This is a genomic window from Pseudomonas fulva NBRC 16637 = DSM 17717, assembly GCF_000730565.1.
In the GTDB taxonomy this organism is placed as follows: domain Bacteria; phylum Pseudomonadota; class Gammaproteobacteria; order Pseudomonadales; family Pseudomonadaceae; genus Aquipseudomonas; species Aquipseudomonas fulva.
The window spans coordinates 171,793-184,982 of record NZ_BBIQ01000004.1; the positions used below are offsets into that span (position 1 = coordinate 171,793).

The window sequence follows — 13,190 nt, forward strand, 5'->3', positions numbered from 1 at the left end:
CAGGTAGGCCGGGCCTTACAGCGCGTAGTGTTTCAGCTCACGTGCGATCAACATCCGCTGAATTTCGCTCGACCCTTCATAGATCTGGGTGATTCGCGCATCACGGTAGTGTCGCTCGACGGGATAATCCTCAAGGTAGCCGTAGCCACCGTGGACCTGGATGGCCATCGAACACACCCGCTCAGCCATTTCCGAGGCAAACAGCTTGGCCTGTGACGCCTCGGACAGGCAGGGCCTGCCGGCGCTGCGCAGGCGCGCGGCATGCAGGATCAGCAAGCGAGCCGCATTGATCTGCACCTGCATGTCAGCCAACAAGTTCGCAATGCTCTGGTGTTCGTGGATCGGCTTGCCGAACTGGACACGTTCCCGGGCATAGCCCAGCGCCGCTTCGAAGGCAGCCCGGGCGATGCCCAGAGCCTGGGCGGCGATGCCGATTCGGCCGCCTTCGAGATTGGACAAAGCGATTGCCAGGCCTTTACCGCGCTCGCCCAGCAAGTTGCCAGCCGGGATACGGCATTGGTCGAGTGTGACGGCGCAGGTATCGGACGCGCGAATCCCCATTTTGTGTTCGGTACGATCGACCTTGAAGCCGGGGTTGTCTGTCGGTACCAGAAACGCCGACAGCCCTTTCTTGCCAAGGTCAGGATCGGTCACGGCGAACACGACGGCCAGCCCGGCGCGACGGGCATTGCTGACGAACTGCTTGCTGCCGTTGATCACCCACTGCCCGTCGATCAACTCGGCGCGGGTGCGCAGGTTATGGGCCTCGGATCCTGCCTGGGGCTCGGTCAGGCAGAAGCAGCCAATCACCTCGCCACTGGCCAGCCGCGGCAGCCAGTGCTGCTGCTGTTCGGGGCTACCGTAGGCCAGCAACGGGCCGCACCCCACCGAGTTATGGATGCTCATCAAGGCCCCGGTGGAGCCACACCCGACTGAAATCTCTTCCACCGCCAGCGCATAGGCCACGTAGTCGGTATAGCTACCGCCGAAGGCCTCGGGGACCACCATGCCCAGCAAGCCAAGCTCACCCATGCTGCGCACGACGGCGTCATCGATCCAGCCGGCCTTTTCCCACGCCTGGGCATGGGGGGCGATCTCGCCGCGGGCGAAGTCGCGGGCCATGTCACGGATCATGATCTGCTCTTCGCTCAGTTCCACGTCTTGCATCTGCTTGCTCCCGGGCTCACAGGCCTTCGAAGAATTGGTCGACCCGCTGGCGGTCCAGCCCCTGCAATGTAGGGGGGTTCCAGCGCGGCTGCTTGTCCTTGTCGATGATCAGGGCGCGCACCCCCTCGATGATGTCGCCGTGCTGGAACCACTGGCGATCCAGGTGCAACTCCATGGCGAAGCACTCTTCCAGGCTCAACTGTCGGCCGCGTCGTAACATCTGCAACGTCACGGCCATGGCCAGTGGGGATCGGGTTTCCAACAGCTCTGCAGTGGTAACGGCCCAGGCATGGCTGTCGCCGATGCTGACGGCACGCAACTGCTCGACGATGGCTGCCATATCGGGCAGGGCGAAGAAGTGATCGATCGCTGGGCGCAGTGCAGCCAGTGGTGGCGCTTCCAGCGCCTGTGTGCCCAGGCGCGCCAACAGGTTCTGCAAATCCTTGAGCGGATTGTCATTGAGGGATAACTGGTCCAGCTCGCGATCAAGGGTTTCGATCTTGTCGCTCGTCACATACCAGTTGGCCAGGCCGCAATACAGGGCATCGGCCGCCTGGACCTGTGTGCCGGTGACGCCGAGGTAGGTCCCCAGCTCGCCCGGCAGGCGGGACAGGAAGTAGCTGCCCCCCACGTCGGGGAAATAGCCGATGCCCACCTCTGGCATGCCCAAGCGGCTGCGCTCGGTGACCACCCGCAGCTCGCAGCCCTGCGCCAAGCCCATGCCCCCGCCGAGGGTAAAGCCGTCCATGAGCACCAGGATAGGCTTGCGGTAGCGGTGTATCAGCAAGTCCAGGGCATACTCTTCGGCGAAGAAAACCGCGTGCAGGTCGTCACCGGCTTTGTAGCTGTCATGCAGCGAGCGGATGTCACCACCGGCGCAGAAGCCTTTCGGCCCTTCGCCGCGCAGTACGACGGCGCGGATGTTCGGATCACCGGCCCACGCGTCCAGGTGCTTGCGCAAGCTGCGCACCATGTCCAAGGTCAGGGCGTTCAACCCAGCGGGGCGGTTGAGGCGCAGGTGGCCGATCTGGTTGCGAACCTCGCTCAGAATGTGTTCGGTAACCGGCGTCTGAATAAGCGCTGTCATTGCGGTCTCCCTGCTTGTTATTGATTTTCCATGTGAAATCTGGAGTTCGCTGGAGGATCGCTGGATCCTGGCATGCGAATTTGCCTAGTACAATCGACAATTGTGCAGGGGCATCGTGCATTTTTGCGCCGATGCCCGTTGCGTTGCCAGTCAGAGTGAATGGGAACTGCACGCTGATGGGTCACAGGCGTTCACTGTAGCGCGAACCAGGCGCCAGTAGGCGTTATCGGCGCCCTGCTAAGACACTTACAAGTGTTTCAAGCGGGGCTTTTGGCTTGAAAGCACCGTGGGAGAGGGTTAGTCTTCGCGGGCTGCTGTCAATCCAGCAGTCGGGTTTGGTCACCCGCAATCATCAAGGCGCATCAGCGCCACTCAGCGAAGCAGTCGGCGTTTTTTTGTGCCCGGCTGTCTCGTGTCATGGCGGCTGTGCGTGGGGCGCCTCCGTGCGCGCCGGTTTCCTTGATTCCCGGTTGACCAACCCGCGTACAGTCGCCACCCATTCGTTTGGTCACGTTGCGTGGCGGCTCCTGATGAATCAAGGAGAACACGAAGACGGCGGGGTGCGTCCAAGCCGTCGCGCTGGCAATTGCACGGCTGCGCCGCTGAGCGTCAGCGAGTTCCCAGGGTTACCGCTTAAAGAGCGCCCTTGCCGGGGCGCCCAGCAGCCTCACCCGCTACCGTAGCCGCGAACCAGGCGCCAGGGGGCTTAATCGGCACCCTGCTAAGCCTCTTACAAGTGTTTCAAGCGGGGCTTTTGGCTTGAAAGCACCGTGGGAGAGGGTTAGTCTTCGCGGGCTGCTGTCAATCCAGCAGTCGGGTTTGGTAGCCCGAATTGATCAAGGCGCACAAAGCGCCCGCTTTCGCTATGGTTGGCGCATTTTTTATGGTCGGCTGTATCGTTTTATGGCGGCTGTGCGTAGGGCGCCTCTGTGCGCGCCGGTTTCCTTGATTCCCGGTCTACCAACCTGCGCATAGCCGTCACCATTTCGTTTGGTAGCGATTGATGGCGGCTTCTGATGAATCAAGGAGCACACCATGACAAAAGGGTTACCTGATCCTCCTGCCAGTCTCACAACCGCGCCCACATCCTTCTCTACCTGCGAAAGCAGCCATCCGCCTTTGTTTTCGGTACGTCCGGGCGTAGATCTCGAAGACGCGCTCGTGCACTTGTCCACGCTGTTGCGTGGCGCCTATGCCGCTAATCTGAAGGCCATGGAGTTGGCCAATGGGACCTGTTTCGACCTGTTGCTGGGCAATGACCATGGACTGGAATCGGCGACCGCAGTGGTGGAGGCTTTGTTGAATGGGTTGGAGGCTCGGCGGCTGGTAGCTGACCGCTAGTCGAAGACGGCGGGGGGCGCCTAGGCAGTGGCGGAGTCAACTGCCTGGCTCCGCCCTGGGTGGTTAGCGAACTCCCAGGCTCAACGCGGTATCGCCGGGTCTGCGCTGCGAAGCTAGATTCCTAAGGCCCTGGCGCGCCTTTAGTATCGAAAAAAATCGACAGCCCCCTTGTCAGCCCTCAAGCCATTGCGGGCTGTTGAAATTATTCAGCCGGCAATCCTCTTCAGCGCAATCAACCGCCGCCACGGGCGCGCCGAGCAAGGCTCTCTGCAAACTGCGCTCCCCAGCATTCCAGGCCTGTTCAAGCAGCGGCAGGATGGCGCGGGGCAGCACGCTGAACATCGGTTGCCAATACCCACCCTGGCGGACCATCGCGGCACTGTTCGCGGCCAAGGCGGCGCGCCGCAGGTCGTTGACCAGCACCTGATCGACCCGCGGCGCATCACAGGCGAGCACCACCACCCAGCCGTGCCGCGCTACCGCCAACCCGGCAAGCACGCCAGCCAGTGGGCCAGGGAAGCCGGCCTCGGCATCACACACGCAGTGCTCGGCGTACCGCTGGTATATCTGCTGATTGCGATTGCACGAAACGATCAGGTCATCACTGAGGCCCCGAACCACCGCATGCACGTGGGCAATCAGAGGGCGGCCTTGCCAGTCGATCAGCCCTTTATCGCGCCCGCCCATGCGTTGGCCACGGCCGCCGGCGAGCATGAGGACAGAGCAAAGGGGCAGGGTAGCAGGCATGAAAAAGGGTTCCTGGCAGTCAGTGCCAGAAACCCTCCCATTTCACGTTCCGCTTGTCCAGTCAGTGACTGCGCGGGGCTGGCTCGTCGCCAGGTTCCTGTGGCCGCCGGCGCCTGGACAAACGCATCACCACGACGAAGAATACCGGCACGAACACCACCGCCAGCGTGGCGCTCAACATGCCGCCAATGACCCCTGTACCGATGGCCTGCTGGCTTGCCGAACTGGCACCGGTGGCGATGGCCAGTGGCACCACCCCAAGGATGAACGCCAGGGACGTCATCACGATGGGCCGCAGGCGCAAGCGGGCAGCCTCGATGGCAGCCTGGGTGGCATCCATGCCCTGGTCCATCAGGCTTTTGGCAAACTCGATGATCAGAATGGCATTCTTTGCCGACAGCCCGATCAAGGTGATCAGCCCGACCTTGAAGAACACGTCGTTGGGCATGCCACGCAGCGTGACTGCCAGGACCGCGCCCAGAATCCCCAGGGGTACCACCAGCAGCACCGCCGTGGGGATCGACCAGCTTTCATACAACGCCGCCAGGCAGAGGAACACCACCAGCAGCGACAGGGCCATCAGCACCGGCGCTTGACTGCCCGAGAGCCTTTCCTGCAGCGACAACCCAGTCCATTCCAGCCCAACACCAGCCGGCAGCTGCGCCACGATTCGCTCGATCTCGGCCATGGCTTGCCCCGAGCTTTGCCCGGCCGTCGGCTCACCAGAAATGGACACCGCCGGGTAACCGTTGTAGCGCGTCAACTGGACCGGGCCGCTAACCCATCTGGGCTGGACGAAGGCGCCAAGCGGCACCATCTTGCCGGCGCTGTTGCGCACATGAATCTTCAGCAAGTCCTCCACCTGGCTGCGCTGATCGCCCTCGGCCTGCACCACCACCCGCTGCATGCGGCCCTGGTTGGGAAAGTCATTGACGTAGCTCGAACCCACCGCCACGTCCAGCACTGAGCCGATATCGGCGAACGAGACGCCCAACGCATTGGCCTGACGGCGATCGATCTCCAGCTCCACTTGTGGGCTTTCGGCCAACGATGCCTCGCGCACGTTTGTCAGTACCGCGCTCTTGCTCGCCTTGGCCAGCAGTTCATCACGGGCAGCCATGAGTTGGGCGTGACCAAGCCCGCCCCGGTCCTGCAGGCGGAATTCGAAGCCAGTGGACTCGCCAAGCCCGTCAATCGGTGGTGGCAGTACGGCGAAGGCGATGGCGTCCTTGAGTTGCGTGAATGCCATGTTCGCGCGATCGGCAATGGACTGGGCACTGTCCTCAGCGTCACGCTCGGACCAGTCCTTGAGGGTCGTGAAGGCCAGCGCCGCATTCTGGCCACTGCCGGAGAAGCTGAAACCCAGAATCACCGTGGTATTGCCCACGCCAGGCTCATCGCCGTTGTGCGCCTCGATGTGAGCCGCCACCTGCTCGGTGCGCATGCGGCTGGCGCCAGGCGGCAGCTGGATATCGGTGATGGTGTAACCCTGGTCCTCGGTCGGCAGGAAGGCCGTGGGCAGCTGACTGAAGCCGTAGCCCAGCACGCCCAGCAGCACGGCGTACACCAACAGGTAGAGCCCGCTGCGACGCAGTGCCTGCGACACCCAGCCCTCATAGCCCTTGCTCATGCCCTCGAAGCGCCGATTGAACCAACCGAAGAAACCGCCGCGCTGATGGTGCGCACCTGGGTTCACAGGCTTGAGCAAGGTGGCGCACAACGCCGGCGTCAGGCTCAGGGCAAGGAAGGCCGAGAACAGGATGGAAACGGCCATGGACACCGAGAACTGCTGGTAGATCACGCCGACCGAGCCCTTCATGAAGGCCATGGGCAGGAAGACGGCCACCAGCACCAGCGTGATACCGATGATCGCCCCGCTGATCTGGCCAATGGCCTTGCGTGTGGCCTCACGCGGCGCCAGACCCTCTTCGGCCATGATTCGCTCGACGTTCTCGACCACCACGATGGCGTCGTCCACCAAAATACCAATGGCCAGGACCATGCCGAACAGGGTCAGCACATTGACCGAGAAGCCTAGCATCAGCATCACGCCGAAGGTGCCCATCAGCGCCACGGGCACCACGAGTGTGGGAATCAACGTGTAACGCAGGTTCTGCAGGAACAGAAACATCACCGCGAACACCAGCACCATTGCCTCGAACAGCGTGCTGATGACCTGCTGTATGGAGACTTTGACGAACGGCGAGGTGTCGTAGGGAATGTCGTACTTCACGCCTTCCGGGAAATAGCGCGCCAAGTCCTTCATCTTGGCGCGCACCAGCGTGGCCGTTTCCATGGCGTTGGCACCCGGGGCCAGCTGCACACTGAATGCGGTGGCCGGCTTGCCGTTCAAGCGCGTGCCGTACTGGTACTCCTGCGCACCGATTTCTACCCGGGCCACATCACCGATGGTCACCACCGAACCGTCGGTATTGGCTCGCAGCACGATCGCCGCAAACGCTTCTGGTGTGGTCAGCTGGCCCTTGACCACCACATTGGCGGTGATCTCCTGGGTAGCGGGGCTAGGCTGGTCGCCGATGCTGCCGGGCGCCACCTGCGCGTTCTGTGCGGTGATGGCTTCGGCCACGTCGTTGGGGGTGAGATTGAGGCCGACCAGCTTGGCCGGGTCGATCCAGATGCGCATGGCGCGCTCGGAGCCATACAGCTGAGCTTTGCCGACTCCTTTGATGCGCCGGATCTCGTTCATCACGTTGCGCGCCAGAATGTCGGACAACGCGGTCTCGTCGAACTTGCCATCCTCGGAGGTGAGCGTGCCCAGCAGCAGGAAACCAGTGGACACCTTTTCAACCTGCAAGCCTTGTTGGGTGACCGGGCGTGGCAGGCGCGACTCGACCACTTTCAAGCGGTTCTGCACGTCAACCTGTGCCAGGTCTGGCACGGTGCCCGGCTCGAAGGTGGCGGTGATGGTGGCGCTGCCCAGGCTGCTTTGCGACTCGAAGTACAGCAAGTTGTCGGCGCCGTTGAGTTCCTGCTCGATGAGGCTGACCACACTTTCATCCATGGTAGCCGCCGAGGCGCCAGGGTATACGGCGTAAATTTCCACCTGCGGCGGCGCCACGTTGGGGTACTGCGCCACGGGCAGTTGAGGAATGGCCAAGGCGCCAGCCAGCAGGATGAACAGCGCCACCACCCAAGCGAAAATGGGGCGGTCAATGAAAAATTGCGGCATCGATCAGGCCCTCACTGGCCGGTGTGCTGGGTGGCGGAGGTGGCCTCGGGGGCGGGGTCGATCTGCACGCGTTCGCCTGCCTTGGCATGTTGCAGGCCTTCGACCACCACCTGGTCACCGGCAGCGAGGCCTTCGCGTACTACCCAGCGGTCGCCCTGTACGCTGCCCAGAACCACTTGCCGTTCGCTGACCTGCGATTGGCCATCCACGACCAGTACCTTCGGCACGCCTGCGCTGTCACGCAGGATCGCCCGTTGCGGCACACTCAGCCCTTGCGGTTGCACGGCCTGGGCCAGGCGCACGCGCACATAGCTGCCCGGCAGCAAGTCGAGGTTCGGGTTGGGGAACTCGCTGCGCAGGGTGATCTGGTTGGTAGAGGGGTCGACCTGGATGTCGGAGAACAACAGCTTGCCGGGCAGCGGGTAGGCACTGCCGTCGTCCTCGATCAAGGTGACACTGGCCTGGTCTGCGTCCACCCGTTGCAGCTGGCCGGCACGCAAAGCCTTGCGCAGCGCCGTGATCTCACGGGTCGACTGGGTGACGTCGACATGAATGGGGTCCAGTTGCTCGATGGTCGCCAGTGGCGTGGCTTCGTTCTGCCCGACCAATGCGCCTTCTGTCACCTGGGCACGGCCAATGCGCCCGGCGATGGGAGCGGTCACAGTGGCGTATCCCAGGTTCAGACGGGCCCGTTGCACAGCCGCCTTGGCCTCGGCCACTGCTGCGTTGGCTTGCAGCAGGCTGGCCTTGGCATTGTCGTATTCCTGGCCGCTGACGGCTTTGTCATTGACCAACTCGCGGTAGCGCTGCTCCTGCAGGCGAGCTTGATAACGGGTAGCGTCGGCTCTGGCCAGTGCCGCCTGGGCGCTGTCCAGGTCGGCCTTGAAGGGTGCGGGGTCGATCTGAAACAACACATCGCCCTGCTTGACGTCGCTACCCTCGCGGTACACCCGCTTGAGCACTACGCCGGCCACCCGAGCCCGCACCTGGGCGGTACGCGGCGCCAGAATGCGGCCGTTGAGCTCGCTGGTGATGGCCAGCGGTTGCAGTTGCAGCGTTTCGATCCGCACTTGCGGGGCCGGGGCTTGCTGCTCGGGTTCGTCGCTAGCGCTGCAGCCGCCTAGGCCCAAGCCTACAAGCGCCAGAAGCGCCATGCGGCGCAGGGTAACAGTGAGTGTGTCGGACATTGGGATCTTCCGCTGATGATCTGCGCTATGCTACGGCACCCGGGTCATGGTTGGCTGTTAACAGCTGTACGGGGAGTGTGAAAAAGTGTGAAGCGATGGGTTGTGCACCACGATGTTTCTATAAGCTTGCGTCACTAGAACGCAGCGCTTACGAGGCCACACCGAGCCGGTGCGCTGCAAGTCCCTCCACCTGCCTGCCAAGCCACCCATGCCCATTATACTTCTGGTCGAAGACGACAGCGCCCTGGCCGAGCTGATCGCCAGTTACCTGCAACGCAACGAATTCGTCGTCCGGGTCATCGCCCGGGGTGACCACGTGCTGGACGAGTATCGCCGCGACAAACCCGACTTGGTGATTCTCGACCTGATGCTCCCAGGCCTGGACGGCCTGCAGGTGTGTCGCCAGTTGCGTCAGCAGTCCCAATGCCTGCCGATCCTGATGCTCACCGCCCGCGATGACAGCCATGACCAGGTGCTGGGGCTGGAAATGGGGGCCGACGACTACGTCACCAAACCGTGCGAGCCACGGGTGTTGCTGGCCCGGGTGCGCACCTTGCTGCGCCGCAGCGCTAACGAACCCAGGCTGGACCATGACCTGATCGTGGTAGGTGGGTTATGCATCGACCTGGCCGAACGCACCGTCACCTGGCGCGGCGAGCCTGTCGAACTGTCGGGCGGGGAATTCAACCTGTTGGTCGTGCTGGCGCGCAATGCCGGGGTCGTGCTCAATCGCGATCGCATTCTTCAACAGTTGCGCGGTATCGAGTTCAACGGCACCGACCGCTCGGTGGACGTGGCCATTTCCAAGCTGCGCCGCAAGTTCGACGACAACGCAGGCGAAGCACGCAAGATCAAGACGGTCTGGGGCAAAGGTTATCTGTTCAGCCGTGTCGAGTGGGAGTGAGCTGCGATGTTCAAGATCCTGGTGCGGCTGTATCTGCTGATCATCGTGGCGTATGCCGGTGCCTTGCTGTTCATCCCCGACACCATCGTGGGGCTGTTTCAGGAACGCTTCATGGCCTACAACCTCAGCCAGACCAAAGGCGTGCAGTCGCTGATCGTACGTCAGTTCCACCAGGCGCCTCAGGCCCAGTGGCCTGCCGTGGCGAAAGCGCTGGCCGACGATTTTGCACCCTTGCAGGTCCAGCTGCTGCCCATCGACCAGGCCCACTTGAATGAAACGGAGCGCGCGCGGCTGGCGCAAGGGGAGTCGGCAGTGCGCCTGGCCCAATGGGGCTACTACGAAACCCTGCTGGCGCCGTTGGACAGCCACTGGCTGGTACGCTTGGATTCGCCGCCTGATCCCTTGGACATCAACGTCCTGTCATGGGGCGTGACGGTGTTGATCGGGGCCGCGATGCTGGGTTGCCTGTTGCTTTGGGTATGGCCGCACTGGCGTGACCTGGAGCGCCTGAAGGAAACCGCTCGGCGTCTGGGGCAGGGGCAGATGTCCGAGCGCACGCATATCTCGGCGCATTCGAACATCGGCGAACTGGCCAGGGTATTCGACACCATGGCTAGCGACCTTGAGCGCCATGTCAATCAGCAGCGCGAGCTGCTCAATGCCGTATCTCACGAGCTGCGCACGCCCCTGACGCGCCTGGATTTCGGCTTGGTGCTGCTCTTCGACGAAGTGCCTGCGGCCAGCCGCAAGCGCTTGCTGGAGCTAGTCGGGCATGTGCGAGAGCTGGATGAATTGGTGTTGGAGTTGTTGTCCTACAGCCGGTTGTACAATGCCGACCAGGCGCGCGAACGAGTGGAGGTGTCGTTGCTCGAGCTGGTGGACAGCGTGCTAGGCAGCTTTGCCGAGGAGTTGGACGGGCGGGGCATCCAGTGGGAGGTGCATGCCGACGCCGAGTTGCCGCGCTTCGTGCTCGATCCGCGCCTGACGGCCCGAGCGGTGCAGAACCTGGTGCGCAACGCCATGCGCTACTGTGAGCAGCGCCTGGTACTGCGCTTGCGCCTGGAGCCCGACGGGGCTTGCTCGCTGACGGTGGAGGATGATGGCATTGGTATCCCTGTCGAGGAGCGTGAGCGAATCTTCCAGCCGTTCTATCGCTTGGATCGCAGCCGGGACCGCAGCACGGGTGGATTCGGCTTGGGGCTGGCGATCAGCCGGCGGGCCATTGAGGGGCAGGGCGGGACCCTGACGGTCGCCCAGTCCCCATTGGGCGGTGCGCAATTTCGTATCCGCTTGCCCGCCGGGCAGGTGACCTGAAGGCTGATGCCTGGTAGTAAGCCTCTTCTTTTAACCGGCGGGATCTTGTAGCGTGTCGGGTCGTCATTCAGGGAGCTGAACATGCAAGGCAAGGCCCGCAAGATCGTCCAGGCCATTCTCTACGAGGCCATCGCCGTGGCGTGTGTTGCCCCTGCCCTGGAACTTGCGTTCGGGGCGGGGATGGCGCAGTCCACTGTGCTGTCGGTATTGATGTCAGGCGTCGCGATGAGCTGGAACATGCTCTACAACTGGGTGTTCGAGCGCTGGGAGGCGCGCCAGCCTCAGCGCAAGCGCACGCTGTTGCGCCGCTTGCTGCATGCGCTTGGCTTCGAGGGTGGCCTGGTGGTGATCCTGCTGCCGCTGGTGGCTTATTGGTTGCAAGTCAGCCTGCTGGCAGCGCTCTTGACCAATCTGGCCCTGTTCGCTTTTTTCTTCGTCTACGCCTTCGTGTTCCAGTGGGGCTTCGACAAGGTATTCGACGTGCCGTTGTCGGCGCAGCAGGCCAAGTGTTGACGCGCGACCAAGCCTCGGGCTAACGTTCGGCACATGAACCGCTATCAGCCTGCCTTCGCCAGCATTATTACCGCCATCATCAGATTGGCGGGCTAGCGCGAGCATGCACCAAACCCGCCCTGGAGGCGGGTTTTTCCATCTGACTCCTGGGCACCGTTAACCGGCCAAGGAGTCGATGATGTCCAACCTGTGTTGCGCCCCGCTAGCAATCACCCCTGAGCAACTGCTGTCCGAGCAGGTTCGGCGAATTTTGGCAGCGCCCGTGTATGACCTGGCCATCGAAACGCCGTTACAAGAGGCCGGTGGGTTGTCCGATAGGCTGGGTAATCGGGTACTGCTTAAACGCGAAGACCTGCAACCCACATTCTCGTTCAAGATCCGTGGGGCGTACACGCGACTGTCGAGGTTGACCACCCGTCAGCGTCAGGCCGGTGTAGTGACCGCTTCGGCGGGCAACCATGCCCAGGGCGTGGCCATGGCCGCCGCGCATCTGGGCATGACGGCCACGATCGTCATGCCGTCCACGACGCCTTCGCTCAAGGTCCAGGGCGTGCGCGCCCGCGGTGGCCAGGTGGTGCTGCACGGTGACAGCTTCCCCCATGCCCTGGCACATGCCTTGAAGCTGGCCGAGCTAGAAGGAGCCACCTTCGTGCCACCCTTCGATGACCCGGATGTGATTGCCGGTCAAGGTACGGTCGGCATGGAGATCCTCAGGCAGTGTCCTGGGCCGCTACAGGCTGTCTTCGTTCCGGTAGGCGGAGGTGGCTTGATTGCCGGAATCGCGGCCTACATCAAGTACCTGCGCCCCGAGGTCAGGGTGATCGGTGTGGAGCCTGAGGATGCCAACTGCCTGCAGGTCGCCCTGCAGGCTGGCGAGCGGGTGGTGCTCCCGCATGTCGGCACCTTCGCCGACGGGGTGGCCGTGGCCCAGGTGGGCGCCCACTGCTTCGAGCTATGCCGGCATTTTGTGGACGAGGTGCTGACTGTAAGCAGCGACGCGTTGTGTGCCGCGATCAAGGACATCTACGATGACACCCGCTCGATCACCGAGCCCTCGGGGGCCCTGGCGGTCGCGGGCATGAAGCAGTATGTGGACCGCGAGGGCGTTCGCGGGAAGACGCTGGTGGCCATCGATTCTGGGGCCAATATCAACTTCGATCGGCTGCGCCATGTGGCAGAGCGCGCCGAACTGGGTGAACAGCGCGAAGCGGTGATCGCGGTGACCATCCCCGACCAGCCTGGGAGCTTCCGGGCGTTCTGCCAAGCGTTGGGCAAGCGCCAGGTCACGGAATTCAACTACCGCTGCCAGCCGGGCAAACCCGCAAGGCTGTTCGTGGGTGTGCAAACGCACCCATTGCAGGATCCACGCGATCAGCTGTTGAACGGTTTGCAGGCTCAAGGCTATGAGGTTGTGGACCTGACCGACAATGAGCTGGCCAAGCTGCATGTGCGCCATACCGTGGGTGGGCCTTTGACGCCTGGAAGTAACGAGCAGGTGCTGCGTTTCGAGTTTCCAGAGCGCCCCGGGGCACTGCCGGCGTTTCTGGAGCGCCTGGGCCAGCGCTGGAACATCAGCCTGTTCCATTACCGCAACCACGGTGCAGCCCATGCGCGGGTGTTCGCTGGGCTGCAGGTGCCTGCCGATGAGCGTGCCGGGTTATCTTCGGCGCTTGACCAGATGGGTTATCGCTACTGGGACGAAACGGATAACCCGGCTTATCGCCTGTTCCTCGGCTGAGG

10 protein-coding genes are annotated in these 13,190 nt (G+C 62.9%); 5 read left to right on the forward strand and 5 right to left on the reverse strand.

Going from position 1 to position 13,190, the window contains the following annotated elements:
* Positions 1 to 15: 15 nt before the first annotated feature.
* Together PFU01S_RS06375 and PFU01S_RS06380 are read right to left on the reverse strand one after the other, a co-directional pair.
* A complete protein-coding gene (locus PFU01S_RS06375; RefSeq protein ID WP_028687477.1) occupies positions 16 to 1,167 on the reverse strand; it encodes an acyl-CoA dehydrogenase family protein in 1,152 nt (383 codons plus the stop codon).
* Positions 1,168 to 1,183: 16 nt separating this feature from the next.
* Positions 1,184 to 2,254 (reverse strand): enoyl-CoA hydratase/isomerase family protein, encoded by a 1,071-nt coding sequence (locus tag PFU01S_RS06380; RefSeq protein WP_028687476.1) that lies wholly within the window; start codon positions 2,252 to 2,254, stop codon positions 1,184 to 1,186.
* A 1,035-nt stretch (positions 2,255 to 3,289) separates the two neighbouring features.
* On the opposite strand from PFU01S_RS06380, the gene PFU01S_RS06385 reads away from it, so the two are divergent.
* On the forward strand, positions 3,290 to 3,595 hold the full coding sequence (locus PFU01S_RS06385) for a DUF3077 domain-containing protein (protein WP_080992850.1): 306 nt from the start codon (positions 3,290 to 3,292) through the stop codon (positions 3,593 to 3,595).
* Between the two features lie 171 nt (positions 3,596 to 3,766).
* Here PFU01S_RS06385 and mobA read toward each other — a convergent pair whose 3' ends face one another.
* From mobA to PFU01S_RS06400, 3 genes are all read right to left on the reverse strand, one after another.
* Positions 3,767 to 4,342 carry a molybdenum cofactor guanylyltransferase MobA gene (mobA, locus tag PFU01S_RS06390; protein WP_028687475.1) on the reverse strand — a complete coding sequence of 192 codons (576 nt, stop codon included), beginning with the start codon at positions 4,340 to 4,342 and terminating at the stop codon, positions 3,767 to 3,769.
* 61 nt (positions 4,343 to 4,403) lie between these two features.
* Positions 4,404 to 7,532, reverse strand: coding sequence for a multidrug efflux RND transporter permease subunit (locus PFU01S_RS06395; RefSeq protein ID WP_028687474.1), 3,129 nt, complete (start codon positions 7,530 to 7,532; stop codon positions 4,404 to 4,406).
* Between the two features lie 11 nt (positions 7,533 to 7,543).
* Complete coding sequence (locus PFU01S_RS06400; protein ID WP_027914917.1) at positions 7,544 to 8,719, reverse strand: efflux RND transporter periplasmic adaptor subunit; 1,176 nt, start codon at positions 8,717 to 8,719, stop codon at positions 7,544 to 7,546.
* Between the two features lie 208 nt (positions 8,720 to 8,927).
* Between PFU01S_RS06400 and PFU01S_RS06405 the strand changes: the two genes are divergently transcribed.
* From PFU01S_RS06405 to ilvA, 4 genes are all read left to right on the forward strand, one after another.
* Positions 8,928 to 9,623 carry a response regulator gene (locus PFU01S_RS06405; protein ID WP_028687473.1) on the forward strand — a complete coding sequence of 232 codons (696 nt, stop codon included), beginning with the start codon at positions 8,928 to 8,930 and terminating at the stop codon, positions 9,621 to 9,623.
* Positions 9,624 to 9,629: 6 nt separating this feature from the next.
* Positions 9,630 to 10,937, forward strand: coding sequence for an ATP-binding protein (locus PFU01S_RS06410; RefSeq protein WP_027914918.1), 1,308 nt, complete (start codon positions 9,630 to 9,632; stop codon positions 10,935 to 10,937).
* A gap of 81 nt (positions 10,938 to 11,018) precedes the next feature.
* Positions 11,019 to 11,450, forward strand: a complete 432-nt coding sequence (locus tag PFU01S_RS06415; RefSeq protein ID WP_023535716.1) for a PACE efflux transporter — start codon at positions 11,019 to 11,021, stop codon at positions 11,448 to 11,450.
* 178 nt (positions 11,451 to 11,628) lie between these two features.
* Positions 11,629 to 13,188, forward strand: a complete 1,560-nt coding sequence (gene ilvA, locus PFU01S_RS06420) for a threonine ammonia-lyase, biosynthetic (RefSeq protein ID WP_028687472.1) — start codon at positions 11,629 to 11,631, stop codon at positions 13,186 to 13,188.
* Positions 13,189 to 13,190: the final 2 nt, after the last annotated feature.